The sequence below is a fragment of the Bdellovibrio sp. ZAP7 genome (assembly GCF_006874645.1).
In the GTDB taxonomy this organism is placed as follows: Bacteria; Bdellovibrionota; Bdellovibrionia; order Bdellovibrionales; family Bdellovibrionaceae; genus Bdellovibrio.
In genome coordinates this window covers 3,535,632-3,560,791 of sequence record NZ_CP030082.1, presented here as the reverse complement: position 1 = coordinate 3,560,791, position 25,160 = coordinate 3,535,632, and the positions used below count along the sequence as shown (strand labels likewise).

The 25,160-nt window shown below is 46.2% G+C and carries 24 protein-coding genes; 9 read left to right on the top strand and 15 right to left on the bottom strand.

The window, feature by feature from the left end; translation table 11 throughout:
- Positions 1 to 34 precede the first annotated feature (34 nt).
- Complete coding sequence (locus tag DOM22_RS17010; protein ID WP_142701516.1) at positions 35 to 1,303, top strand: amidohydrolase; 1,269 nt, start codon at positions 35 to 37, stop codon at positions 1,301 to 1,303.
- Here the strand turns inward: DOM22_RS17010 and DOM22_RS17005 are convergent.
- From DOM22_RS17005 to DOM22_RS16970, 8 genes are all read right to left on the bottom strand, one after another.
- The gene (locus DOM22_RS17005; RefSeq protein WP_142701515.1) at positions 1,300 to 2,172 is read right to left on the bottom strand and encodes a hypothetical protein; all 873 of its coding nucleotides are present in this window, start codon (positions 2,170 to 2,172) and stop codon (positions 1,300 to 1,302) included. The genes DOM22_RS17010 and DOM22_RS17005 overlap by 4 nt on opposite strands.
- An 8-nt stretch (positions 2,173 to 2,180) precedes the next feature.
- The gene (locus tag DOM22_RS17000; RefSeq protein WP_246845721.1) at positions 2,181 to 2,711 is read right to left on the bottom strand and encodes a hypothetical protein; all 531 of its coding nucleotides are present in this window, start codon (positions 2,709 to 2,711) and stop codon (positions 2,181 to 2,183) included.
- Positions 2,712 to 2,825: 114 nt separating this feature from the next.
- On the bottom strand, positions 2,826 to 3,539 hold the full coding sequence (locus DOM22_RS16995; protein ID WP_142701514.1) for a hypothetical protein: 714 nt from the start codon (positions 3,537 to 3,539) through the stop codon (positions 2,826 to 2,828).
- A complete protein-coding gene (locus tag DOM22_RS16990; protein WP_142701513.1) occupies positions 3,536 to 3,904 on the bottom strand; it encodes a TadE family protein in 369 nt (122 codons plus the stop codon). Before DOM22_RS16990 ends, DOM22_RS16995 begins: the two co-directional genes overlap by 4 nt.
- On the bottom strand, positions 3,870 to 4,142 hold the full coding sequence (locus tag DOM22_RS16985) for a Flp family type IVb pilin (protein WP_142701512.1): 273 nt from the start codon (positions 4,140 to 4,142) through the stop codon (positions 3,870 to 3,872). Before DOM22_RS16985 ends, DOM22_RS16990 begins: the two co-directional genes overlap by 35 nt.
- Before the next feature lie 138 nt (positions 4,143 to 4,280).
- Complete coding sequence (locus tag DOM22_RS16980) at positions 4,281 to 4,787, bottom strand: hypothetical protein (protein ID WP_142701511.1); 507 nt, start codon at positions 4,785 to 4,787, stop codon at positions 4,281 to 4,283.
- 394 nt (positions 4,788 to 5,181) lie between these two features.
- Positions 5,182 to 6,024 carry a hypothetical protein gene (locus DOM22_RS16975; RefSeq protein WP_142701510.1) on the bottom strand — a complete coding sequence of 281 codons (843 nt, stop codon included), beginning with the start codon at positions 6,022 to 6,024 and terminating at the stop codon, positions 5,182 to 5,184.
- A 51-nt stretch (positions 6,025 to 6,075) separates the two neighbouring features.
- Positions 6,076 to 9,033 carry a PD40 domain-containing protein gene (locus DOM22_RS16970; RefSeq protein ID WP_142701509.1) on the bottom strand — a complete coding sequence of 986 codons (2,958 nt, stop codon included), beginning with the start codon at positions 9,031 to 9,033 and terminating at the stop codon, positions 6,076 to 6,078.
- A 133-nt stretch (positions 9,034 to 9,166) separates the two neighbouring features.
- Here DOM22_RS16970 and pal point away from each other — a divergent pair, with 133 nt between their 5' ends.
- Genes pal through smpB form a run of 6 tightly spaced genes read left to right on the top strand, consistent with a single transcriptional unit; the run spans position 9,167 to position 13,023 of the window.
- Positions 9,167 to 9,667, top strand: a complete 501-nt coding sequence (gene pal / locus DOM22_RS16965) for a peptidoglycan-associated lipoprotein Pal (protein WP_142701508.1) — start codon at positions 9,167 to 9,169, stop codon at positions 9,665 to 9,667.
- 16 nt (positions 9,668 to 9,683) lie between these two features.
- The gene (locus DOM22_RS16960; protein WP_142701507.1) at positions 9,684 to 9,995 is read left to right on the top strand and encodes a DUF4398 domain-containing protein; all 312 of its coding nucleotides are present in this window, start codon (positions 9,684 to 9,686) and stop codon (positions 9,993 to 9,995) included.
- Positions 9,992 to 10,696, top strand: a complete 705-nt coding sequence (locus DOM22_RS16955) for a tol-pal system YbgF family protein (protein WP_142701506.1) — start codon at positions 9,992 to 9,994, stop codon at positions 10,694 to 10,696. The genes DOM22_RS16960 and DOM22_RS16955 overlap by 4 nt, the downstream gene beginning before the upstream one ends.
- 7 nt (positions 10,697 to 10,703) lie before the next feature.
- Complete coding sequence (gene tsaD, locus DOM22_RS16950; RefSeq protein WP_142701505.1) at positions 10,704 to 11,741, top strand: tRNA (adenosine(37)-N6)-threonylcarbamoyltransferase complex transferase subunit TsaD; 1,038 nt, start codon at positions 10,704 to 10,706, stop codon at positions 11,739 to 11,741.
- The gene (gene rsmA / locus DOM22_RS16945; protein ID WP_142701504.1) at positions 11,738 to 12,562 is read left to right on the top strand and encodes a 16S rRNA (adenine(1518)-N(6)/adenine(1519)-N(6))-dimethyltransferase RsmA; all 825 of its coding nucleotides are present in this window, start codon (positions 11,738 to 11,740) and stop codon (positions 12,560 to 12,562) included. The genes tsaD and rsmA overlap by 4 nt, the downstream gene beginning before the upstream one ends.
- Positions 12,563 to 12,564: 2 nt before the next feature.
- On the top strand, positions 12,565 to 13,023 hold the full coding sequence (gene smpB / locus DOM22_RS16940) for an SsrA-binding protein SmpB (protein WP_142701503.1): 459 nt from the start codon (positions 12,565 to 12,567) through the stop codon (positions 13,021 to 13,023).
- A gap of 196 nt (positions 13,024 to 13,219) precedes the next feature.
- On the opposite strand, the gene DOM22_RS16935 is transcribed toward smpB, so the two are convergent.
- From DOM22_RS16935 to DOM22_RS16925, 3 genes are all read right to left on the bottom strand, one after another.
- Positions 13,220 to 18,424 (bottom strand): S-layer family protein, encoded by a 5,205-nt coding sequence (locus DOM22_RS16935; RefSeq protein ID WP_142701502.1) that lies wholly within the window; start codon positions 18,422 to 18,424, stop codon positions 13,220 to 13,222.
- Positions 18,424 to 19,602 carry a LysM domain-containing protein gene (locus tag DOM22_RS16930; RefSeq protein ID WP_168196687.1) on the bottom strand — a complete coding sequence of 393 codons (1,179 nt, stop codon included), beginning with the start codon at positions 19,600 to 19,602 and terminating at the stop codon, positions 18,424 to 18,426. The genes DOM22_RS16935 and DOM22_RS16930 overlap by 1 nt, the downstream gene beginning before the upstream one ends.
- 222 nt (positions 19,603 to 19,824) lie before the next feature.
- On the bottom strand, positions 19,825 to 20,484 hold the full coding sequence (locus DOM22_RS16925; protein ID WP_142701500.1) for a hypothetical protein: 660 nt from the start codon (positions 20,482 to 20,484) through the stop codon (positions 19,825 to 19,827).
- 81 nt (positions 20,485 to 20,565) lie between these two features.
- Between DOM22_RS16925 and DOM22_RS16920 the strand changes: the two genes are divergently transcribed.
- The gene (locus DOM22_RS16920; protein ID WP_246845720.1) at positions 20,566 to 21,315 is read left to right on the top strand and encodes a hypothetical protein; all 750 of its coding nucleotides are present in this window, start codon (positions 20,566 to 20,568) and stop codon (positions 21,313 to 21,315) included.
- 2 nt (positions 21,316 to 21,317) lie between these two features.
- On the opposite strand, the gene DOM22_RS16915 is transcribed toward DOM22_RS16920, so the two are convergent.
- The 3 genes from DOM22_RS16915 to DOM22_RS16905 are packed head-to-tail and all read right to left on the bottom strand — an operon-like array spanning position 21,318 to position 23,160.
- Entirely contained in the window at positions 21,318 to 21,989 is a 672-nt protein-coding gene (locus DOM22_RS16915; protein ID WP_142701499.1) for a flagellar brake protein, read from the bottom strand.
- On the bottom strand, positions 21,962 to 22,864 hold the full coding sequence (locus DOM22_RS16910; protein ID WP_142701498.1) for an SAM-dependent methyltransferase: 903 nt from the start codon (positions 22,862 to 22,864) through the stop codon (positions 21,962 to 21,964). Before DOM22_RS16910 ends, DOM22_RS16915 begins: the two co-directional genes overlap by 28 nt.
- Positions 22,861 to 23,160, bottom strand: coding sequence for a hypothetical protein (locus tag DOM22_RS16905; protein ID WP_142701497.1), 300 nt, complete (start codon positions 23,158 to 23,160; stop codon positions 22,861 to 22,863). The genes DOM22_RS16910 and DOM22_RS16905 overlap by 4 nt, the downstream gene beginning before the upstream one ends.
- A 153-nt stretch (positions 23,161 to 23,313) precedes the next feature.
- On the opposite strand from DOM22_RS16905, the gene DOM22_RS16900 reads away from it, so the two are divergent.
- Positions 23,314 to 24,516: a hypothetical protein gene (locus tag DOM22_RS16900; protein WP_142701496.1), complete on the top strand. Its 1,203-nt coding sequence runs from the start codon at positions 23,314 to 23,316 to the stop codon at positions 24,514 to 24,516.
- A gap of 98 nt (positions 24,517 to 24,614) precedes the next feature.
- Here DOM22_RS16900 and DOM22_RS16895 read toward each other — a convergent pair whose 3' ends face one another.
- Entirely contained in the window at positions 24,615 to 25,130 is a 516-nt protein-coding gene (locus DOM22_RS16895; protein WP_142701495.1) for a MarR family winged helix-turn-helix transcriptional regulator, read from the bottom strand.
- Positions 25,131 to 25,160: the final 30 nt, after the last annotated feature.

Here is a 25,160-nt window from a genome sequence, read left to right as displayed (position 1 = left end):
AAGTATAAGGCCCTCTGATAAAACAGAGGGCCTTATGCATTTAAAGATCCCGCGTCTTTATGACAGTCATACTCACTTTTTAGCTACTGGCGAATTTGCGACAGGGTTGATGCTATTTGATCTGCCAAGTGCTGAAGCGATTCGCTATGTGTCTTTGCAGGGTAAAACCGCTTTTCGCGGCGGTTGGCTGGTGGGATTTGGCTGGGATGAAAACAAATGGGCGGATAAAAAACTTCCGACTAAGCAGCAGCTTGATGATATATTCCCGAACTATCCCGTTTATCTTGCCCGTGCTGATGGTCACACGGCTTGGGTGAATTCACAGGCATTGAAAGCTTTGGGTCTGCAGTCCGAATCGGGACTGCTCAGCGAAAAAGATCATCTGCAAAGTTTTGATAAAATCCCTCCGTACGAAAAAGCTCAACAGCGTCTGCAAATTCTTGCCGCCTGCAAAATGTTTAATCGTGCAGGGTTCACGCACATCCGCGATATGTCTTGCACAGATTCTTTGTGGAATCTTTTGGTCGAGATGGAAAATGCGGGCGAGCTGACCTTGGCGATCGAGGAAAATTACACCATTCATGAACTGAATCAGTTGGATCGAGCGATTGCCTCTATTTTGGTGGCACGTCAGCAACCGACTCGTTTGTTAAGAGCGAAGGGTATCAAATTTTTCTATGACGGTTCGTTAGGTTCAGAAACCGCGTTGTTGTCTCGTCCCTATAATGGCGAGGGCAATAACTTCGGTAAGACTTTGTGGTCATTAGAGGACGCTGAAGAAGTTCTGAAGTTAACTTGGGCCGCGGGACTGGAAGTTTCCGTTCATACTATTGGAGACGAAGCGGCTCACCAAATCGTAAAGCTTGCACGTAAAGTGTCAGCGCAAGGATTTGTGGGACGTTTGAATTTAGAACATGCGCAAGTTTTAAGATCTGAAACCATCCAGATGATGAAGCCACTTCACGTGCGCTGCCATATGCAGCCTTGTCACTGGTTGAGTGATCGCAAATGGTTGCAACAAAAACTTCGTGGCCTGTATTCCTATGCATTTCCATGGGAAGCCTTGAAGAATGCACAGATTCCGATTTCTTTTGGTTGCGATAGTCCGATTGAACCCACGTCGTTCTTTGCAAACAAGCAGGCGCTTGAGGAAAGTCCGAAAGAAAGAATCAAACGCTTCACTGGTGATTTGAGTGTGTATCACGCCCATCCGGATGCGACGTGGACTGATTCGTGGACTGTGATCGAGGATGATCGCATCCAAGAAGTTGTTTTTGACGGAAAAGCTTTAGATCTGACTTAAGGTTTTTCCACGACGATTTTTTTGTCTTTCAGTCCATAAGCGGCAGCGCTTCCAATTAAAATTATTCCCACCGGATAGATCCAGGCCTTGTTTTCGCTGAGCCATTCGCTAAAACGATTTCCTGCAGGCGGAGCATTGGCAGGTTTAAGGCAGTCCTTCGAGAAAAAAAGAGTTCCTGAACTTTGAATATTGAAATCGTCAATGCTGGTTGCATAGCCCTTGCAGTTTCCCTCAACCATCGGTACGAAGACAAAGTGTTGCTGCATCAGTTGATTGTACGTTCCGCGAAAATTGACTGCCTGGTGAGTATCCGACAGCAGTTGAAACTCATATACGGCCTCGATTGAAACTTCCAGGGAATTTGCGGTCGAGATAGGGTAGGCGGTGGATTCAATCACCAGCGTCTGCGCCGTGGGCCACTGTCTGTTGATCGCTATAAAATCAACTCGCACTTTCGAACACTTTTCCAAGTGCATTCCCAAAAGTCCACGCACTTTGCAATTCACAGTTTTTATATCAAAATTGTTTTTTAAATCAGATCTCTCCATAAGCTTGGATGAAAGATCGTAAAGAAAATTAACTGAGTTCAAGCTCAACGGCCCACTTTTTTGTATGAGGCGAAGAGAGTCAGAAATATTCTTTGGACTTGCTTCAAGATTTTCACCAATTCTGTAAAGCTCCTCCTCTTGACGGGGATTCGTTTGAAGGCGCTGAACCAGGTACTGACTAAAAGAAACATTTTCCGGATGCTCTTTGAGGAAAGAATCAAATTCTGTCTGACTGCTGCCCGCAGCCTGAATCAGCACGCCGCTGGCGAAGGCTTTTACGGCCAAGAGAGAGATCATGAAGGTAAGAAGGATTTGTTTCATAATATTTCCTAGTTTGAGTATTCGATTCTGACGGTTTTTTGTTTTTCTGCGGTGGTTAATTTTCCACCACGCACTTCAGGGTTTTGGACAACAGCGATAAAGGGTCCGCTTTGTTGCAGGATTCTTTGTCCCTCAGTTTCTTTAACTAAAATGGCGAACTGATCCGGATTTCTGGGCGCACGAACCAGCTTCACGCGCGAAGCCACGCGAATTCCCCCTTTGCGTGCGTCGGTCGGTGCAAGATACAGATCTACAACGCCACCCATATGACCGACAATGGAACTTAGAGCTTCTGAATTGGCAATTTCCAGAGGGATCAGTGTTAAGCCTTGGGGGATAAAAGTATCGAGGGATTCCGGTGCGGTTTCTGTTGCGGCAGGGGCGGGTGTCGTGGGTTTGCTATTTAAAAAAGTGATGGCGCCCGAAACGATGAAGCCGCCGAGCAGAAGCTTGTGTTCAAATTTCAGTTCTTTGATTTTATTTACGAGGTTTATCGTTTGAAAATTGGAAGCGCTGATTTCTTTGTTTAATATTTTCATAACTTTTATATCCTTGATAACCCTTCGAGTTCACTGCGTTCTTGTTTTCGTTGAATCTGCTGAAGCCAATGCAAAACACCAGAAGAATAAAAAACATAAACAGGCAGGCTTCGATTAAAATTTGTCCCTGAGAATTTTGGGTGTCCACGAGGATCCTTTTTCTGTGACAGTGACGGCGCAGGACTTATTAAACTTATAATCCCCAGAGATAAAACTTTGCAGATGTTGCTGCACCCGAAGCTGATACTGCCATTTATGAACCAGAGCTTGACGTCGTTCGATGTCGGAATCAGTTCGGTAAGTCGGAGCAATGTCCGCGCCCTCCGGTGAAACGGCGAGCTTGGGAGCCGCTTTAGGTTCGATGCGTGCGCTGGTTTCAAAAAGACTTTTGTATCCGTTGATATCAGCAGTCAGCAGTCCCAATTTTCGCGCGGTATTTTGTTGTGAAATCTGCAAAGCAAAATTTCCCTGGATGATAATTTGCTGTTGGCGTATTTTTAAAATTCCTTGCTGTGCGAGTATCGCTTCATGCTCGATGATGGCCGCTGCTTGAGCTGGCGTGCCCGCGGTGGCGGCGATTTTTGCTAAGGCACGTTGTTCTTTTTGAATTAACCTTGTGGCTTTGGGATTGAGTTTTAAAAGCGCGTCGATTTGTTTACCTGCGTTTTCCTGTCCGTCGATTCCGCCGCTGCGACAGGTGTATAGAAAGCGTTGCTCAATCTGCAGAAATGTCATGGCAGCATAGCTCGCTAGTCCCGCAGCCAAGACTATGGGAAGGAGTGCCACCATCAGGGCTAACGCGAAGCCTTTTTGATCAGACAATGTCATAGCGTACCTTTAAGTGGGAATTTCATCTCCTTACGAATCTGGATTTGATTCTGGATTTTGACTTCGCCTTGAAGAGTGTATCTTTTGCCAGATCCTCGCTGATTTAAGCGGAGCTCTGGAACTTCGCCATTGAGCAGAACTTTTTGAATATGAGTTTTAAATTCATGTTCGCAACTGGCGATACTTTCTGAGTCCGTGCAAATCATGGCTTCGTGAAGTGCTGCATCTGCGTAAAAATATACCAGTGCACGATATGCTGTAAAAAACAGAAGAGTGATAAAAGCCATCAAAACTGGAAGGATTAAGACAGCCTCAATCAGTCCTTGTCCTTTATTTGCCTTTCGATTTGTTTGATGACTTGTCATTGACTGAGTCTTCAAAGAAATTTCCGAAATCGCGTTTTTTGTACATGCCTTCAGTGACTTCTTTAGCTGCTACTTTGCCGGAATCTCCACCTAAAGCCTTGGCGACGTTGGCGAATTGGACATCGATGTTGGCGCCCACGACTTTGATGACAGCGATACTGCCAACGGCAACGATGGCTACAATAATAAGATATTCGATAAGGCCCTGGCCTTTTTTGTTTGTGATGAATTTATTCATAGATCAAACCTCCGCGGGTGAGGTTTGCAAATACAGAGCGAGGACTGCTGTGAAAAAAACGAGATCGTGATCTCGTCAGGCGGACAAAGCCGTCGGCGGAAATAAAAAAGGGAGCTTATGGCTCCCTTTTTCTTAAAATTATTTAGAACTCTCTTTAATGAACAAAGTCAGATAATGGCGAACCATGTATTCCAACTTCACCGGTTGGTTTTGGTAAGTCCAGATTAACTCACCAAATGCACCCCATTTTGCTTCAACAACATGCTCATCCATCACGTTCGTTGCTTGCGTTTCCGCAGCACCTGGAGTTGGGATATAGTTTGTTCCGATAAAGTTAAAGCGAACGCTGATTTGTCCTGGGCCCTTCAATGAAAAGATCATTTTGAAGCCATTACGGAACAACATAAAGTCAGCGTGAGTTTTTGCGATACCGTAGATTTTGATACGCCCCAAAGCTGACGGCTTTAGTTCGTTAAATGCTGATGATGAATCTACGAATTCGGTTTTTAGAGCCAACAGGAACTGGATAGTTTCGCCAACAAGAATTTTGTCAGCGTCAAAGCCAAAACTCATATCAATAAGTCCGGACTCTTCCATTTGTTGTTCAGCTTTCACAAGTTCTTTAATCCAGCTGATTTTTTCCATCGACTGTCCCCCCAAATACAATAAGCACCAATCCTGGGCGCTCGTTGTCATTATCTTTAATAATTTCGGGGGGATCGATCTTTGTCAAGGTAGACGGGTTTGGCTCGCCGCGACGCAAGGCTTCAAAGGTGGGGAGTGTCCCTCCGCGGGCCCGTGGTCGGCTTTGGTTTTTTGCGACTCGGGCTTCCGGCCCTCAGCCGCCGCCCGCCTTTGGCGGGTTCGCGCATCGTGCGCCGGCGGAGGTCGCAAAAATCCAAAGCCGCCCCCGGTCCCGCTGCGTGCCTCTCCCCACCTTTGAAACCTTGCTTCGCTCGTTTCCGTTTTTTTAGACAAAGAGAGATGGGGCGAAGGTATTTCGTTAATTGCTGGGAGCTTCAGAATGGGGGACGGGGTTTTAGTTTTTTGGGGTGTAGGTTCTTAGGGGTGGGGCTTGGTCGGTGTATCTTAGGATTTCGATGGGGGGGATTTGGATGTTGTTTTTTGTTTTTGTGATTTTTAGTTGAGACGTGGTTGTGCCTTCTTCGATTTTGAGGCCTTCGATGGATTTTAGGTATTGGGTTAGGGTGATGTGTTCGTTGTTGGTTTTTATTTGAGTCGCGAAGGGGCTGATCAATAGGTACAGCTCGCCTTCTAGGTTTAATAGGTCGATAGTTTTTTGTAGGGCTTGGCTCAGGTTGGCTGTGTAGGAAAGGACGCCGTAGACGTCGGTGATGATGTCGGCTTTTTTCCACGATGGAGTGGGCATTGTCTCGTAGGCGCCTTCTTCGATTTTTAATTTTCCTTCATAGGATGAGGGTTTGAACCAGCGATCTAGTTTGAAGGCTACGGCTGTGGCTTGGGGGGCTTGGTTTTTGTTGCTAAAAGTTTTTAGAAAATCAATTTGGGCTGTGGCTTTGCCGGCGCCTAGGTCGATCCAGTGTTGATTTGCACTCAGCTTTGCGATGTTGTTTTTAAAATCGGGGTGCAGGTCGCGTGCGTATTCTTCAAAGTGGCGGTTGGTTACGAATTTGTTTTTTGCGACTCTTTCGGAAATGTAGGGGGCTTTTTCAGGGGTGAAGACGGCGGCGCAAATCTCTGCGGCTTGGGCTTGGAAGGCGAAACTGGAAAGTAAAACGGCTGCTAAAATCAGCTGTCTCAAAATGAGACGCACTGTCGAACTGCGGTGGCAGTGACCAAAAGTGGGCACTGCGAAGCCCGGCAGAAAGCGTCTGAATTGAGAGCAGGATTTTGTCTTCATCTTGCTCTTAGTAATTACAAATTATGGGCCAGGGAATAGACCGACTTTGCTCTAAAAGCCGGTGATTTGGATCGACGTTTGGATGGCGGTTTCTGAGCCCTTAGGGGCATTGAAAGCCTGATAAACACCCACGATGAAATTCACTGGGGCGATAAAGCCCAAGGTGGTTTCCAGGTGAGCTTCGGCGCCGGCACTCCAGAAACTGCGCTTCATGTTGATGGCGTTATAGACGATTTGATTGGTGGAATCATTCACCAAAACCCCATCGGCAGCAACACCGTCAACGGTCAACGCTCCCGTCACGCGACGGAAGAAAACCGGCAGAGTGCCCGAGCCACTATAAATATTCGAAACCGGAAAGCGATACTCGCCCGTGAAGCTTGCCATGTTGCGACCGTAGACTTGCCCGCGCGCATACCCGCGCAAAATGTATTGTGGCAAGGGACTGTCTTGGGACTGAACGATATTTTGTGAGGAAGCTCCATACAGCGAGGAGATCACTTCCGGCGTGTACATTCCGTTCAAGCGCAACATCAACGAGTGATGCTTTGGAAGGAAGCGCGAATTATAGGCGGTGATCCCCGCGATGAACTGCGAGTGATGCAGATAATCTTCGTGCTGAACATAGTTGTATGCACCCAGATAAAAACTTCCACCTGATTCGGGAGAAATCTGTGCCCCTGATTTGCTATAGTTCGTATAAGAAAAGTAAGCGTAAGGGCCCGTTCTTTGAGTCATCGGATTTGCAGAAAGCACCACCTCACGTTGCAGGTACTGCCAACCTAATTGCAGACTCGTATAGCGTGACAACCAAAACATATCCGGCAAAACCGCACCGGCATAGGACGTGTCAGTGAGTTTGTTTTCAACAGTCCCGATATAACTGCTTCGTGTGTAGCCACTTAGTAAAAAAGGCAGATTCGTTTGTTGATTCGTATAGGAAGCATCGATCCCGCCTCTGTTAATCGCGGTGTCCCAGGTAGCAATGACGGTGTAGGAATGTTTTTTCAAAGGGTCAAAGCCCATCGTGATCGCTTCTAAAATCAAGCCGGTATCACTCGAAGATCCCGCAATGAAGGGAACCCAAAAACGGGGCCACAAGTATCCACCCGCAGAGTAATCTTCGATCTCTCCCTGGCGAACGGCTGTTTCAGCGCGAGCTTGATCCACGGCCAGTTCTTGTTCAGTTGGGGGAGTATACCGGTCCGCCAGCATCGGCGTAATTTGTGGCAACTCTTCCGGAGTCGATTTCCAGTCTTGAGGTTTGTATGCGACGACTTTTAAACCCTGCGACGTCATTGAAGTTGCGAAAAGTTCCTGCAGTGAAGGATCGATGTCCGCTGAAAAAACCGAAGTTAAAGTGTGAGTCAGCGGTTTTGCAGAAAACAGTCTTTCATCCGCAACATAAATATTCTGCGTGCCATTTTTGCTGGAGGTAAAGATCAAGCCCGCAACAGTTTTACGTGGGAAGCGTGCATCCGGGAACTCGCCCAGGATTTTTTCCACAGTTTTGCTGGAGAACTTATAAGTATAAAGATACTCGCTGCCATCATGGCGTAGCGAAAATACAATCGTGTCTTCATTCCAGAACACCGGATAAGAAATTCGGTCCATCATCGGGGCCGAGAACAGGGTTTTAACTTCTTTGCTGTCTTCAGGCGAGCCCAATGTCGCAAGGTGGGTTCTTCCGCCCTCAAGTTTAACGAATACGATTTTATTTCCATCAGGTGAAACCGACGGTTCGCGGGCTCGTAATCCACGGGTCAGGCGCTGAGTTTTTTTCTTCTGGATATCAAACTGAAAAAGATCGGAGAAGCGATCGACCTTATTCGTGACATCGATTTTGTCATAGACGATTTTTTGGGAATCCGGATACCAGCTGACTCTTTGGATGCTTCCCGAAGGAGGTTCATCCATGGTTAGGGTCGGAGTAAAGTTCTGATCGAATTTTTCAATCGTATCGGTTTCTTTGGCATCCATGAAGCTGGTGCTGGTGTCTTCGCGAACAATGATTTTAACTGCACGGTTATTCGAATCGTCCTCGGTCACGACAGCCATGCGTTTACCATCAGGAGAAATCGCAGGCGCTGTTAAAAACAGATAGGAGTTTCTCAAGGGAGTAAATGGAGTCGGCAGAACTTCCCGCAAAGTTTTTAGCTGAGTTTGCGCGCGCACTTGGGTTTCATTCAGGGCTTTTGCATATTGCGCGGAATACTCCATGCCCAGATTTTCCTCAGCCGGCGTTTCAAGGAAATAAGGAATGCGGCGGCCGTGGCGTTGGTTCAGGGCATCGACCACTTTTTTTCCCTGGTCGGCCAGGATCTGACTCCACATCAGGGAACCAAAAATATAGGGACGAGAGCCCTCAGGCCATGTCGGAATGCTTTCGTTGATCTCGGCAATCGTATATTTGAACAGTGTTTGGTCTTCCACCATCGCTCGGACTAAGGAATCCTGATACGAAGATCGCAGGCGTCCCTTGTTGCCCAGGCGGGTTTCCATTTCGACGGCCAAGCCCTCTTTCCACCAATTTGGTAAAACCAAGTTAGGAGCGATGACTGACCCGAAGACCGCGCGCAGGGGAACCATGATTCCGCCGGCAGGTTCGAAGTTTAAAATATGGGTGTATTCGTGAGCTAAAAGTTCGAAGGCCCAGTCGCCGGTATCGGCTAAACTCTCTTCGGGCCCGGGCAAAACGGGGTACGCCATAATGTGGGGGTAAGGGAGGCGGGTGGCGTAACCATTAGTGATGTCGGTTTTGTCGTTAATAACGACAGTTGTTTTTGGTGGGGCTTCACTAAAGTAAATTTGCAATTGGTAATACGCGCGTTCTAACTTTTCAGCATACAGAAGACCAAGGTCCTGCTGCTCGGCATTATAGATGACTTCAAAATGGGGAGTCGAAAGAGTCTTCCATTTGATGTGAGGTTGTACTTCCCATTGTGCATTCACAGTCACAGAGGTGAGTAAACCCAGCAGAGTAATCGCTCGAAATAAAAAAACCTGCATATTTCCGTCTCATTATTTGGCAGTTACAGCAACGCAACACACTTTAAGAAAGCAAAGGTTTGACAATAAGCTGCTATAAATTAAAGTTTTTACTGTGTTAATTGTACCTATTCGAACTTCATAGGAGGACATCATGGTTCGTAAATTGGCTCTAGGTCTTGTTGCATGTGCAATGGTAGTTGGTTGTAAAAATAAACAAGCTCAATCAGATGCAAACATTCAAACTTCACCAACTGGAAACACGGCAATTGAATCAACGCCAATGAGCTTTGATCCAGCAGGTTCTGACTCTGGCAAAATCGCGGGTCTAGTAACTGTTCATTTCGGTTACGACAAATCTAGCTTGGATGCGGCTTCTAAAAAAGATATCGCTACAAACGTAGACTGGATGAAAAAGAACGGTAACGTGAAAGTACAAATCGAAGGTCACTGTGACTCTCGTGGTACTATCGAGTACAACGTAGCTTTGGGTGAGCGTCGTGCTAACGCAGTTAAAGCTTACATGGTTTCTTTGGGTATCCCAGCTGATCGTTTGAGCACTATCTCTTACGGTAAAGAAAAACCAGTTGCTAACGGTGACTCTGAAGAAGCTTGGGGCAAAAACCGCCGCGCTAACTTCGTACCTGCTCAGTAATTAAGAAAGGGTTGCTGTGACTTTGGCCAGATTATTCATCGGAGTTTTAGTTTTTTCGGTGATGGTTGGTTGTCAGACTGTCCCAGCCCCTATCGAGGATTATTCACTTGCCCGGGCCGCTATTGATGCGGCCCGAGCTGTTCAAGCTGCCCGCCACTCGCCAGGATATTGGCATCAGGCTGAAGAAGCCTATCGCAAAGGTCGCATCTTTTACGATGACCGTGATTACGCCCGCGCTAAAGAACAATTTGTAAGAGCGAAATTCGCTGCTGAAAAAGCAGAGAACTCGGCTCGTTTGATTCGTCAAAAGACCGGAGATATTTTATGAAGTTACTTGTGACCTTGGCTGCTATTTCTGTATTCATGACCGGCTGTCTGCAAACTCGTAATGATGTTCGCGACAATGAACAACGCCAAGTCTATCAACAACAAGTATCGACAATGCAACGTCAGACTGCTGATGCGGGCAATCGCTTCTCCGATATGGAAGAGCAGATGCGCGCAATGAATGGCCGTATTGATGTGGTTGAAAACAACCTGCAAAACAACAACCTTGAAAAACAACTTAAAAACACTCAACAACAAAACGAAGCTTTGAATAAAAAGATCGATTTGTTGCAAGAGGGTTTCACGAACCTAGAAAAACAAGTTTACGCATTAAACGCTCAAGTAAATGCAATGAACGCCAGCCGCCAGGCTGCTGAAGCTGCAGCTACGGCTGCTGCCGAGAAAGCCGCTGCGGAAAAAGCTGCCGAAAAAGCCGAGCGCTCCAAAAAGAGCGGTTACGAAATCGGCCAGGAACAATTCAATAAAAAAGAGTGGAAGCAGGCGATCTTGAGTTTCCAAAAATACCGTGATGAGTCTCCGAAAGGTTCTCACTTTGCCGATGCAACCTACAAAATCGGCGTTTCCTTCCAGGAATTGGGCATGAAAGAGGAAGCTAAAACCTTTTTTGATGAGGTTTTAAGCAAATTTCCTAAGTCAGATGAAGCTCGTCGTGCTAAGATTCGTTTGAAGGGTTTAAAATAAGAGCCAAGTGATTGAAAGAGTATTAGCGATAGAAACCAGTTGTGATGACACCTCAGTTGCGATCGTCGATCGTAGCGGCTGGGTGCATTCTGTGGTTTCCGCTTCTCAAGATCTGGAACACGAAGCCTACGGCGGCGTGGTTCCTGAAATCGCAGCTCGCAATCATTCCATCGCCCTGATTCCACTGATCGAGGAAGCCTTTAAAAAAGCCAACATGAACTGGTCTGATATCCAAGGTATTTCGGTAACGAATCGCCCGGGATTGGTCGGCGCTTTGATCGTGGGTTTGGTAACGGCAAAATCTTTGGCTCAAGCAAAACATCTTCCGTTCTTGGGTGTGAATCACCTGGAAGGACATTTGCTCGCGCCTTTTTTGAAAGATGCGCAGTATGCTCCGCCTGAAGATTTTGATTATCCGTATGTGGGACTTGCTATCAGTGGTGGTCACACCAGTCTTTATCACATCACAGCTTTGGGTGAATACCGCGTGCTGGGTGCTACGAAAGACGATGCAGCTGGTGAGTGCTTTGATAAGTTTGCGAAAATGGCGGGCCTGGGATTCCCAGGTGGAGTGAAGGTTGATCAAACGGCGAAACAGGGAAATCCGCACGCCTTTGAATTTCCTCGCAGTATGATTCACGATGACACTTTCGATATGAGTTTCTCGGGTCTGAAATCTTCAGGTCAAAGAATGCTTCAGCAATTAGGACCTGAACAAGTGAAGGCACAATTGCCGGATCTGTGCGCTTCTTTCCAGGAAGCGATTGTTGATGTGCTTATTGCTAAATTGGATCGCGCAGCCAAAGTTTACAAAGCGAAACGAGTGATTCTGACGGGCGGTGTGAGTGCGAACTCGCGTCTTCGTGCCCGTGCTGAAGAATGGGCTGCGAAAAAAGGTTTGCGTTTGGTTGTTCCACCTTTGAGATATTGTACGGATAATGCCGCCATGATTGGTTATGTCGGTGCACTTCGTATGGCTCGCGGTGAAACTTCACAAATTGATTTGGGTCCATCTCCTCAAGCTCTTCAATCGGATTTCAAATGAGTTACGCTCGCGAACGTTTAAAAAAAGCCCAGGAACAACTGGGTATCGAAGCCAAAAAATCTCTTGGTCAAAATTTTCTTGTCAGTGATACGGTCATCAATCGCATCATCGATCAGGTGAAAGCCTTTCAACCGGAAGTCATGGTTGAGGTGGGACCTGGTCCCGGTGCCTTGACGGATCTGCTTTTGGAAATGAATGTTCCGATGCAGGTGATTGAGCTCGATCGCGAGATCGCGGCTTACTGGCGCAGTAAAGGTCTCACGGTTCATGAACAAGATGCTTTACGCATGGATTGGTCACAGTTTTTCAGTGACAAGAAATTGGTTTTCGTCAGCAACCTGCCATATCAGATTTCTTCCAGCATCGTGATCGAACGCTCCATGGAAGATCACGGTGTGGCCCACATGGTGTTGATGTTCCAAAAAGAAGTCGCCCAAAGAATCAAAGCACCGGCACGCGATGATCATTATGGTCTGTTAAGTGTGATTGCACAGACCTTTTGGAACATACATATTGTTTCCGAAGCCGGCCCTGGAGATTTTGCTCCTCCTCCGAAAGTGGCCAGCCGCGTTCTGGGTTTCACCCGCATTACAAGTGACGTTAAAAACCATAAATCTTTCCTGACCTTCGTTAAGATGGCCTTTGCCCAGCGACGCAAGCTTTTGAAGAAAAATTTGGCTGGTATTTTGGGTCAAAGAAATGTAACTCAAGAACAACTGATAGAGTGGATCAAGGAATTGGGGTTCCCTGAAACAGCGCGCGCCGAGGAATTAAGTCCCGCGCAGTTCGTTAAGCTTTATCACAAGTTTGGATTTGAGTAAGAATGAGCGAAAAAATTCTGATTATTCAGGAAAACAAAAAAGCACGCTTCGATTATACGATCGTAGAAACGTTCGAGGCGGGTCTTATGCTTATGGGAAGCGAAGTGAAATCCCTGCGCGCGAAAGACGTGCAGCTTAAGGATTCCTATATCACTTTCCGTGGCAACGAAGCTTTCCTGCAGAATGCGCATATCGCTGAATACAAAGCTTCCAGCTACAATAACCACGTTCCAGAACGCCTGCGTAAGCTTTTGATGAATCGTAAAGAGCTTGATGAAATCGCAGGAGCTTTGGCCGAAAAAGGTTATTCCTGTGTACCTTTGAAAATCTATTTCAAAAACGGCCGCGCGAAACTAGAGATCGCTCTTGTTAAGGGTAAAAAAACCCACGACAAGCGTGAATCCATCAAAAAACGCGACGTCGAAAGCCAACTCCGCCAATCCGTACGCCGCGAAAGGTAACGAAGAGATCCGACTCGGTCTCGTCGATCCTGTGCTGGCTAATCCGCGACACGCCGTCGTGGCTCACCGTGGCCCGCCTTTGGCGGGTGCGCGCATCCATGCGCCCACGGAGGTCGCTGCTTATCCATCCCCGGCTCGCCGAGCCCGAGTCGGATCTCCTCGTTCCCTTAGAGAAGGGGAGACGGGATTTTTTAGATTAATATTTTTTTCCGGTGATAGAGAGATTATCGATCTCACATTGAGACGTGTTCGAAGACTTTAGGAACGCTTTTACGCGCAAAGTTCCTGTACCTGCTGTTGCAGCGAAAGTACTTAAACCAGCATTGATCTGCGCAGCCGAACTTGCGGTTGAATAATCTGACGAAGCAGACCATGCAGAGCCATCATAATAATAGAACGTTGATCCATCTGCACTCAAAGCATACTTAGCTCCGGCAGAACAACCATTCGCACCTAAAGTCTCAGTGAATCCACTGCCATCTAAAACTTGGTAAGCAGAAGTAACGGATGCGCCGGTCGCCGTATAAGTCGGAGCTGTGGAATCATAACGATTCGCTCCTACCGTAATACTTTTTAATTCTGGAGAACATGGAGCGGCTGCAGAGTTGTAAGTACAGTTGTTCGCAGTGTCTTCGTTGTCAAAGAACGCGCGATATTGGAAGTAACGAGTCGAAGCAACCGACAGGCCCGCAAAGTTTGCAAATGTCATCGTCGGAGACGTACCTAAGATCGCTCCGCCGACAGTGTTTGTGCTTGTATTGAAAAGTTCTGAGAAGAAAGTACTGCCAGAGTTATCTGGGCCTTTCCAACCAGAATTAGTAGCTGCCGCCTGGTCTGAACAATCATTCGTAGAGCAGCTGCGAACTTGGTAACGAATGCGGTTGTTGAAGCGGCGATACATTTCTTTTATTTCATTCGCAGATAAGGCCTTAGACCAAACTCCCACTTCATCCATATAGCCACGGAAGAATAAAGTCGTCGTGTCGTGGTTACCGATTCTTAAACCATAGGATCCGCCCGCATTGACATAAGTATTCGTGCAAGATCCGGTTGCTACGCTATTGATATAAAGTTGCACACAAGTTCCATCGAATGTGGCTGTAACTAAACTCCATTGCCATAGACTGAGAGTTGCCGTGGAAGCGAGATTTAATTCTGTTCCACCATTGTTATAGCTATAAAGCATAAGCTTATTACTTAAACCTAATCCTAATGCGATCGATGCTCCCGCTGAGCTGCCACGATGAATTGTCACAATGCGATTATCAATAGTCGTCGCGCCCGTGTTGCCAATGGCATTTGGATATATCCATGCACTGATTGAAAAAGGTTGGTTGTCAGTGGCAATGAAATTGCTGCTGGCAGTGGCTACGACATAGTCGCCCGAGGCATTCCAGGAACCAGTGTTGCCGAATTTTCCCAAGCCCGTTGTATAAATACGAGCGTTACCATAACTGGTTCCGTGATTGGCATTTCCAGAGGAATCAACAACGTCATTCGCCGAATGAGGCCACGAAGATTCATTAAAGTGCCAGATTGCTTTTAAGCCAGTATGTAATGTACCTACACCAGCTGAGTAGTTTGCGGCCTCTGAGGAACTTGGAACTTCTTTATAGAATGGCACAGTCGTTTTTGCCGAAAGTGTCAGCCAAGAAGTGTCTGTAGAATTGTATGCCTGTGCATCCATGACCCGAGAAGTAATTTTACCCGCATATGTACCTGCTTGGTGATTATAAAGTGCGGAAACTTCCGCAGTTGTCAGAGCGGTATTCCAAACAGCTATATCATCTATGTTGCCAAGCCATGGGCCGGTGGTGTCATAGTCAACGCCGATTTTAAATGCGCCATTTACCGTCGTAATATTCGTAGTGGCTGTGGAGCCGTTCATACGAAGACCATTTCTATAAATTGTTCTTGATTTGGTCGCACTGTCATAAGTTGCAACGATGTGAACCCATTTATTTCTGTCGACACCGAGATAAGCGTATGGACTTAAAGTATCATTCGTGTTGCTAAACTGGAAGCGGACATAGCCGGCATTTGTATACTGCAAGTACCATCCGGTATTATTGCCGGAACTATTTCCATAGGAAGCAATAGTTCTAAAGGAGCTGCCAGCGCCAGTTGGGTAGACCCAAGCAGAAATGGTAAAGGAGCCACTCAAATCCGGTCCCGCTGCGACGCTACCGTATGTACTCGTTGTGCTGAAGGTAGCAGAATGTGATCCAATACGGCCAGGTGTCGCGAATGGAACGGAGCCATTGTTAGTCGCGGTATACGAACCAACAGAATCATTAAAGTTGTTATCTAATTTCCAATAGGCGACAACGCTATTCCATTGCGGCGTCCAGGTGCTATCCAGAGCAGCCACGTTGTTACCTGTCGCATTCAGGCGAACAGCGCCCAACGTGGAATCCCATTGTAAATCTGTCAGCGTAGAAGCCGTAAATTCAGAGGAAGAACTGTCCGTCAGCGGGGTTTGTTTCAGGATTGCGGATCCCCCAGTCAATGACGACGTTGTTGAATTGCTGATGCTGTAGTTCGCTTCAGAACCCGCGGTGAATGGAATATTCAATGTGAAGTTTTGATAAACTGCACCTGACAATTCATTAGTAGAGACCAAAGAGCCAAATGAGTTGTTTGCGCGCACTCGGTAATAGTATGTCGTTCCAGTTGATAAGCTGGAAGTTGTTGCTGGCGAGGTGACGCTTGCATTTGTGGAGGCATATGTCTGACTCGCAGTATGTGAAGAGGTATCATAGAGAACATCATAAGTCGTAGCACCTGCTGCACTGGCGAAAACTAAAGAAGAGCTGCCCACACCTGGAGTTAACGAAGTCAAAGTGAATGCACTGATCGGGATACCCATGGCCTCTGACGTAGCATCAACTGATGTAGCAGTATTAACCGCCGTCACCATGATATAGTAAGTCGTACCACCAGTAAGACCCGTGATATCAAATGGCGAAGTCGCAGAAGTGGAAGCAGTGGTTGTATAATTTCCTGCAGAAGTTCCATATTTTACTGTGTAACTGTTCGCGTTCGTAGAGGAGCCCCACGTCACACGCAGTTTGTCTGCCTCCACCACGGCAACACTGGAAATTGTAAATGTCGTGGGAGCACTTTGAGTGATATCGAAACTGTTTGAAGCCAAAGAAATGGAACCCGTACCGCCAGACATCATCGTTCCGGATTTTGTTGCCGTGACAATTTTGCCAGTTCCGTAAGTACTAACATTTACGTTAGTAAATGTCGCGACACCACCCACAGCACTCAAAGACGTCGTACCCCCCAATGAACCAGTTCCCGTCGTTAACGCCAAAGACACCGTGGCGGTCGCATCTGCTCCCGTGGTGACCAAATTTCCACTGGCATCAAGAATTCTGACAACGGGTTGAGTTGCTAACGCCGTTCCTGGAGTAACGCCGCCGACAGGCTGAGTGGAGAAGCTTAGCTGACTTGCAGGACCATTCGTCGCTGTGGCAGTGAATGTAGCCGAGAAAGCTGTACTTGGAATCGAAACGGTAACTGTGTGCGCGCCCGTCGTCGAAGAAAGTGTCAAAGAATTTGAAGCAAAGCCGGATGAATTCGTGTTACTGCTTGCAGAACCCAACGTTCCTGCTGTTGTACTCCAGTTAACTGTGACACTCGGAACGATATTGCCATAGGTGTCTTTTACAACCGCAACTAAGTTTGCACCCAGTGCGGTGCTGATAGTTGCTGATTGATTATTCCCACTGGAAACCGCAATGCTTGCGGGGGAGTCAGGTGTTATATTGAAACTACTTGAAACCGCCGCGGAAACTCCCGATGCTGTTGCAGATAGTGTATAACCAGTTCCAGATTTTTCGATCGATAAATCAGAGAATGTAGCTGTCCCTGAGCTTGCGGCAACAACCTTGGTTCCGCTTAATGTGCCAGAGCCTGCGTTCGTCCCAATGGCGACAGTCACATTTCCATTAAAGGATGAAATTGTATTCGCATAAACGTCCACTGCTCTAATAGTCACGGTGGAAATAGTATTGCCCGCAACTGTATTCGTTGGATTTGCGATATAGATCAGCTGATAAATACTTGCCGCGGAAACGGAAATCGCAGATGAGGTTACTGTCGGTGAGCCACCGCTTTGTGTGACTGTGATCGTTTGATTTCCTGTGGTTTTTAAATTGAAAGAGAATTGCTTAACTCCCGCGTCTCCACTTACGAAAGTGTAGTTCCCTGGCAGGGTCGGGGAGTTCGAATCAGATGAAGTGAATTGAACAGTCCCAGTGTAATCAGTTTTTACATTGTTATAAGAGTCACGAGCCGTCACCGTTGTATTAAAAGCAGTTCCGGCCGTTGCATTAGCAGGCACACCCGATAACAAGAAATTATTAATTGCACCCGGTGTCGCTGTCGCACTAAAGGTTGTGGTCGTCGTCGTACCGTGAATTTTTGCAGTCACTGTATAGCTACCAGTGACTGTACCCAGTGTCAGAGTATTGGTACTGATACCGCTTGAATCGGTATTGTCAGATGCTGCACCCAAAGCAGAGTTGCCTGTCGTGGTCCAATCCACTTGCACTGAAGGAACTGCATTGCCTTCGGCATCCGTGACTTTGACTTTTAAGGACGAACCTAAAGCATTATTGACGATCGCCGATTGAGAATTTCCGGCATTAACGGCAATCACCGTAGCCGTGCCTGGAGTTACCGTGACAGTCGGAAGCGTGCTGGTTATTGCAAGACCTGCCACGGATGCTTTAATTGCAGCGGCCGTACCGACAAGTTTACCTGTGAAAATCGAAGTATATGTCCCATCACCATTATCTGTGGTTGTCGCAAAAGTACCTGTGCTAGTACCGCTATCAATTCCGAAAACAACGTTCATTCCGCCATTGGTGATTGGATTGTTGGAAGCATCCATCGCGTGGAATGTTGCTGTGATTGTTGAACGTGAAGCCACGGTTGTCGCAGACAAAGTAACATAAGAGTTCGCAAGCGAGTAGTTTGCTGGAAGAACGGTCACTTTTGCAGTTTTTGTTTCAAGTTCAACGCCATCAACAGAAGCTGTGATGACAGTTTCTGTTCCCGATAGAGATCCACTGAATGTTGAAACGTAAGTTCCGTCATTATTGTTCGTAACGGCACTGAATATACCCGTACTTGTACCACCAGAAGTGCTGAATTGAATATTGGGATTGCTTCCTGGAATGTGGAAGATATTCCCCTCAGAATCTCTGGTTGTCAGAGTCACTGTCGTTGAATTACCAGAAAGAATCGAAGAAGACGAAAGCGTGATCGTACTTGCGCCTGCGGATATGGAAACTCCCGCAAGAAATCCACTTTCAATGCTTGAGCCTTTTTTGTTACAGGCGGTGAAAGAGATAACAGCAATAAGGCTAAGAAGAAGCTTCATCATTACTTCTTCTCCTCGTTGAAGAGATCAAAACCGTAAATCACATTGCCAAAAACGTTGGTTTCAGAAAGATCCGATACAGATGTATTTTGATTTCTTTGTTGAACACCGACTTCAAAAGAAAGAAGGCGTCCATTTTTATCTCTGCGGATGTACAAAAGACCTTTGTAAAGACTGCCGCCGTCGATAGTATAAGTATCTGTGGAAGTCCCACTTAAATAGCTACCAGATACCAAAAAACCCACAGACGTGGATTTCTTTTTAAATATTTGATAATCCAAAGAGGCACCGAAAGAAGAAACATTCGCGGTATCGATAGACACGGAAGTTGTCGTGAGACCGTGTAGATAAAGTTCCTGACCGTATCCAGCTGACAGACCCACAGCCATTCCATCGGTTAGCAAATAATGTCCACCAAAGTTTAAGCCATAAAGAGTTTTAGAATCATTGACAATGGTTTTAGAAGAATTCGTCGAAGGTTGGAACGCAAGATTTCGCAAAGAAAACGAGAACAAAGTTTTAAACTTGTCCATCCATTGTTGTGACCAGCCAATTGAAGCCGTCAAATCGTGATCCGTATTAAGATCCGCTTTTGAATGAGTGACATTGTCCTCGGCAGAAAGAGTTGAAATCTGATATCCCGCTTTTATTTCAAAGCGATGGGTCACTTCGTCTTCGTCATCTTTCGCACCGCTTATCGGAGGTTCCGCAGGGGCCAGTGATTTTGCAGGTATAGATGTAGGAGTTATCGTCGGAGTAGGTGCTGGTGACTGTGCCGCAACGGCAGGAGCAGCAACCGGAGTTGCTGGTGTTACTTCCGCTTTTGCTGCTGGAGCAACCGATGTTGCAATTGACGAAGGTGTCACCGTTGCCGAAGCCACTGCAACGGAAGCTGCCGAGCTTTCATCACTCGCCACACTTCTCAAGTCACGAATTGGAACCAAGATCACTTGCCCGACAAAAATAGAATGGTAGTCTTTCAACGACGGATTTAGTTTCAACAGGCGAGCCAGGTTTTCGTCTTGGCCGTAAGTATGGCCACCACGAATTCGATCTGCGATATTTGAAAGAGTGTCACCTGGCTGAACGATGTACTGACGATAAGTAGTTCCCTCTTGAGCCGTGGTAACACTGCTCACCAAGAAGATTATCGTGAATAACAAACGTTCGATTCTTTTCATTCCGGTACGTCCCAGTTTCATCCGTTGTAAAAGTATTGTTAAAGTACTCGTCGGTGACCCACGAGAAACCATGAAGGAATTTGGAGTAATAAATGCGATTCATTGCATGTTTTTCATGAAATTAGACATTGGTAGGATGGAGTCGACAAAACTGTCTCAAAAATAGAAAAAAGCCGGTAACGTACCGGCTTTGAAAATTCTGAATGGATATTTTGATTTAAGTTAAGAGACTTTGCGGCGCGAATTCAGTTCGACAAGTGAAGTGGGAACTTCGTTCGAAATGAATTCTTCTTTGAAGCCCAGACGGGCCCGTTTTTCTGCAAGCAAGTGTTTCCACGCTGCATAGGCTTCGCGATTTTGCGGATCGATAGAAAGTTTTTCGAGAAGCTTCAATTCAGTTTCGGTATTTGCCTTCAAAGCACGATAGAAATAGTCGTAAGTCATTGAAAGATCACGGAAGTCATCCTCTTCCGGAATAACATAGTCGTCGATATGCCACTGTCCCAACATCAATTGATGCATATGTTTTTCCATGCGGATCAGCGGAGCTAATAAGTTTTTCGTCATGCGAATACTTAAAAACAAAGTCACGGCCGTGATGGCAATAATACTTGCGCCCAAAAACACGCGCAACCAAACCATTTCGCGTTCAAGATGCTCGACTAGACGAGGTTGAGTATCATAGGCCAGCGTTTTAAATAATTCATAGTTTTGGGAAATGAAATAGTACGCAGGGATGAAAAATAGAAGGGCGCCCCCAGCAAAGGCCGTGATCATGTACCACGAGTACTTGTATTGGAAAGCTTTATTTAGAATGAACCTTTTACGTCCGTTACCGTGGGGCACTCGTTGAGGTTCAATAACTCTTCTACCGTATAGCATAGTCACCTTATCGGTGGGTTGAGTTTTCTTTCGAGTCCAATTATTCTCAAAAAAAGACAAAACGCACTGAGGGGGACTTTTATGAGATTAACATGCATGCAGAAGCTTGGGCTGTCCGGTTTTATAAGGACGTTGGTCTTGTTTGGAGTGCTTTTGCACTTTGCGGGTCCTGCTTTCGCAGAAGAAAAATCTGCTCCCTTGGTTGATGACAAGTACTCATTAAAGGCCGATCGTGCTGCGATGGAAAAGCTTCGTGAAAACATCCCAGCTGAAAAACGCGCCGAAAATGATGAAAAGGCTTTCATGGCACAAATGATGACAGACTTTTCCAAAACGCCTTCGGAAGTGCGTGGTAAGTTCACCTCTATTCTTAGCAAAAAGCGCGATGCTTTTAGCAAAGACATGAATAAAACCCGCGAGACTTTTACGAAAACTCAGACCACAGAGCGAGAGGCCTTCACAAAATCTCAGCAAGAGCGCAGAGAGAAGTTTAGCAAATCTAAAGTTTCGTCAGCGGAGCGCACCGAATTCTATTCAAAGCTTGAGGGCGAAAGAAAAGACTTTTACTCCGCACAAAAAGAAAAGCGCGATGCTTTCGAGGAAGACGTTAAAACCAAAAGAAAAGATTTCGACGACTATATCCGCTCTAAGAATGATGAGTTTAATCAATTGCACCGTGATTATACCCAGCGCTACCAGGATAATAAAAAAGCCCAGGAAGAGTTAAAGAAACAAGCTAAAGAGAAAAAGAAGAATTTTGATAAGGATCTCGAGAAAGAATACGAGACGATTAAAGCCAAACCAGCCACTCCACTGGGAACTGAAGAATAGTCCTACTGGCGTTTAAAGACCTCTTTGTGAATTTCCATGGTGAGCGCAAAGAGGTTGTTTTCCTGAATTGGGGTGAGCCCTTGAAATTCAACACCCACCACCTGATTCCCACCTTCAAGTTTCACATGACGGACGACTGCAGTTAATTCAATCGCTGAATTCTTAGCAATCAGCAGTTTGCCTTTCAGAGAGTCTCCCATTTTAAATGTCGCAACTGTTTCTTTTTCTATCAGTCGGCATCCTTGAGCACTGAGGTCACCCAGCTTTGCATGAATTTTTGCAGCGGTATTGTTGATCTGAACGATATCAAAGAAGGCTTGGAAGCCTGCAGGAATGCGGACGCGATAATTCTGACGGCGCTGCAGGTGAAACATCTCTTTTGGTAAAGGAATCTGACAGCGATTACCATAAACAGTGGCTGTGCCTTCGAAATAGTATTTCTCGCCACCTAAAAAAAAGTAGCCCAAAAACTCTTCACCAGTTTTTAGATTTTCTTGGGGTTCAAGAAGGCATTCCAAATGTTTGGATTGCGAATGCCAGTGCACGGCTTTTACCTTAACTAGATTTTCCGTTTTACCTTTGCAAAGAACTTCGCCCTGAGCGGCGGCCAGATCGATGAGCAGTTTTACCAGCTCATCTTCGCGACTTAGTTTTTTGAAGATTTCCTGATCCAAACGGTAACCTCGTGCTTGTTGTGATGAAGATGCAGGACATGTGCATTTTCCAACTCTTGAAACTTTTTAAGAGTTTCAAAGTCGGTCCCACCCTGAAATTTTATAGTGCAAACGAAGTTTTGGCAAAGTCCTGAACGCTGCCACTCTAAAACTAGTTCTAACAATTTAGCCGGGTAGCAGATGATGTCTGAAAAGAACCAATCGATGGCCCCAATATCAGAGGGCTTCACAGTGAAGGCATTGGTTTTTTTAAATTCTATTCGTGGCAAACGTGCGATTTTTTCATCCAGCGGTGCACGGTCAATGCTGATAACATCGCAGCCCATTTGTTGAAGTACCCATGTCCAACCACCCGGGCAACTACCAAAGTCAACGACTCGTTGACCCTTGGAGGGGCGAACTCCATAAACCGTAAAAAGCTCCCACAGTTTTAAATAAGCCCGTGACGGTGGAGTTTCTTTGTCTTCATTAAAAGCCACTTCTCCCAACGGGAAAAGGGAGTTGGTTTGGCTTGAAACCAGCAGGGTGTTTTTATCAATCAGGGTCCAGGCACCCAATGGATCTTTAGGTAAAGGATCCAGGAAGTTCAAGACACGCGGACGAAGTTTAGGCAATTGATCCTGAATCAGTTGAGCGCGTCGGTGATTATCAAAGGAATAAAGAGCCCACAACAAGCCACGGCTTTTCAAAGCCTTGACTGCTTGGGAGATAGATTCAAAGGGAATGATTTCCGCATTGGTCCAAATGTTTTGGGCCCACACAGAAGTCTGGATGGGCCCATCAGTTAGAACCAGGTTGCCGTGAACTGCGGTGATGTTTTTAAGTTCAGCCTGCAGTTCGGGCAAAAATTTTGTCGGAGCAAGATAAGCGATCATGCCGCCTTAGTTGCCACAGCTGGAGTAAGAAGTCCACGACTGTTCCAAACAGTCATCGCCTCAGACCAGAATTTCTCTTTAATTTTCACATCTGCAGGGCCCATTTTGATTTTAGGGAAATCCTGCTTTTCAAAATGCTCAACGAATTTAGCTTCGTCGCCAGCACGAACGATTTTCATCATTAGATTGAAGTGAGTTTCTGTGAAGGCTTTGCCATCCACGAACATTTTTCTGAGTCCCGCCTCTGGTGTGTGAGCTAGGAAATTGTAAAGACCGGGTACATCGTATTGACTCATTCTGATACTCCCTTTTTTGGTTACTTATCTATTATCGGATTTTGAAAGACGAGCTTGAGTCCTGGCTAACCCTTGGTCCAGTAGAGGTCTAGGTAAGGTCTAGTCTCGTCGGGGAGACCTTAAGTCCTAGGACCTAGATCCGATCTAGGAGGCATGACAAACACAAATACGACTAAAATCTTGTTGGCAGCTTTGATCACACTAACTATTAGCAACGCAGCATTTGCGATGGCCAAAAAACCAGTGGACTCTGGATCGAATGATTCTCCGTCCACGTCTCCTAGTCCGACGCCATCTACTCCGACTACACCTGAACCTCCGGCAACGACAGGTTCAATTGTTCCGCAGGACTTCGATGTCTATACCGAAGTCGCGGGTCCGGTGGGTAAATTGGTGGATAGTATCTATCAGACATATCGCGAGTTGATTCCAGAGCGAGATCAATCCATGGCGTATAAAACAGACAATGCAGATATGAATCTGGATACTCGTTATCGTTTTGCAGATCGCATCGCTTATGCAATCGAACTTAAAATGAGTCCCTCCAAAGCGGGCTTGGGGTATGTAGGTTCTTCATATGGTATGAGCAGCACTGAAAGCTCTTACCTTGAAACGAGTTTGATCTCTCATCCTCTTTGCACGGTTTCTTCATCTACTTTGACGAAGACTTTGAACAGCGGAAAAGTTCCGTCTTCCACAGTTATCAATAAGGTGAATACTTTTACTAATAAGATGAATGAGTACCGCCGAGGTGCTTTGAATGGCGACCGTACGTCTTTCGTGAAAGCTACGAAGCTTTGGACGAAGCTTATGATGTGTATGTCGTATACGGAATCTTTGACGACAGCAGATACTTCAACGTCTGGCAAAGTTGCGACAAAGTACGCGCCATCGGGCTACCGTCGTCCAGCAGGCGTTCTTTTTTATGAAGACCCAGCTCAAGACGCCGCTTCAAGACTTAATATTGGTCTTTTCCAATTCACTCCGACAGCAAGTGGTAACGTGCAAGCGTGTATCCGTGAGTGGAATAAGCTTTACCCGAAAAACACGATCAGTACTTCCGCTTCACAAGCAGAAATGATCCGTGTGTTGGGTAGTGCGATGCAAAGCTTTAATGCTTTCTGTGGAGCTGCGAAATTGACAGGCATGTTTGCGGTGCAAGTAAACACATCCAAATCAGCTAATACTCATCCATCGAATCTACAATCCAATGGCAGCTTGAAACTTCCAACAGACCGTTGCGTAAGCCCGCACTTTGCTGCCGGCAAATCGTACAACCACTTCGGTCCATTGCAAAACTCGACAGGTTCTAACTTGAATGAGTTGATGAGCTGTACTCTGAACGGTGAATACTAAAGGTACGGACACACTTTCTCCAAATAAAAAACCCACGTCAAAAGCGTGGGTTTTTTATTTGGAGAAAGTGTGTCTTCGCCTCTGGCGCGACCTTTTCCTTATTTCATATTGAGCAGGCCTAGGTTTTGAGTCATTCGAGTTAATAGACTGTTTAATACTTTCTTTTCTTCGTCATTGAACTGACCAAAGAAAGCACCGATGCCGCCATACCATTCTGGCGCGATTTCTTTTAAGACACTTTCGCCTTTATCAGTTAGCTTGATCACGAAAGAACGACCGTCTTTTTCATGAGTGGTTCTTTGCACTAACTGTGCTTTCTCAAGACTATTGATTAGACCGGAGATCGTTGCTTGAGTTACTCCTACTTTCTGCGCAATCTCAGAAGGCATCAGACCTGCAGGTGCTTTACGAAGAATAACTAATAAAGTGTAGCGGCCTGGGGATAAATTCCAGCGGGCAAAGAAGTTATCGTATTTAGATTCTAGGTCTGTCGCCACTTTTCTGAAAAGCAAGTGAGAGTAAAGTGAAGCGATATCCGCATTCGGGCACAACTCTTTGGCATTCTGTTGCAGTTCTTCTTGAGAGGGAATGGTTTGGATGAAAAGCTTAGCCATGCAGGCCTCCAATCGAGCAATTTTCATATT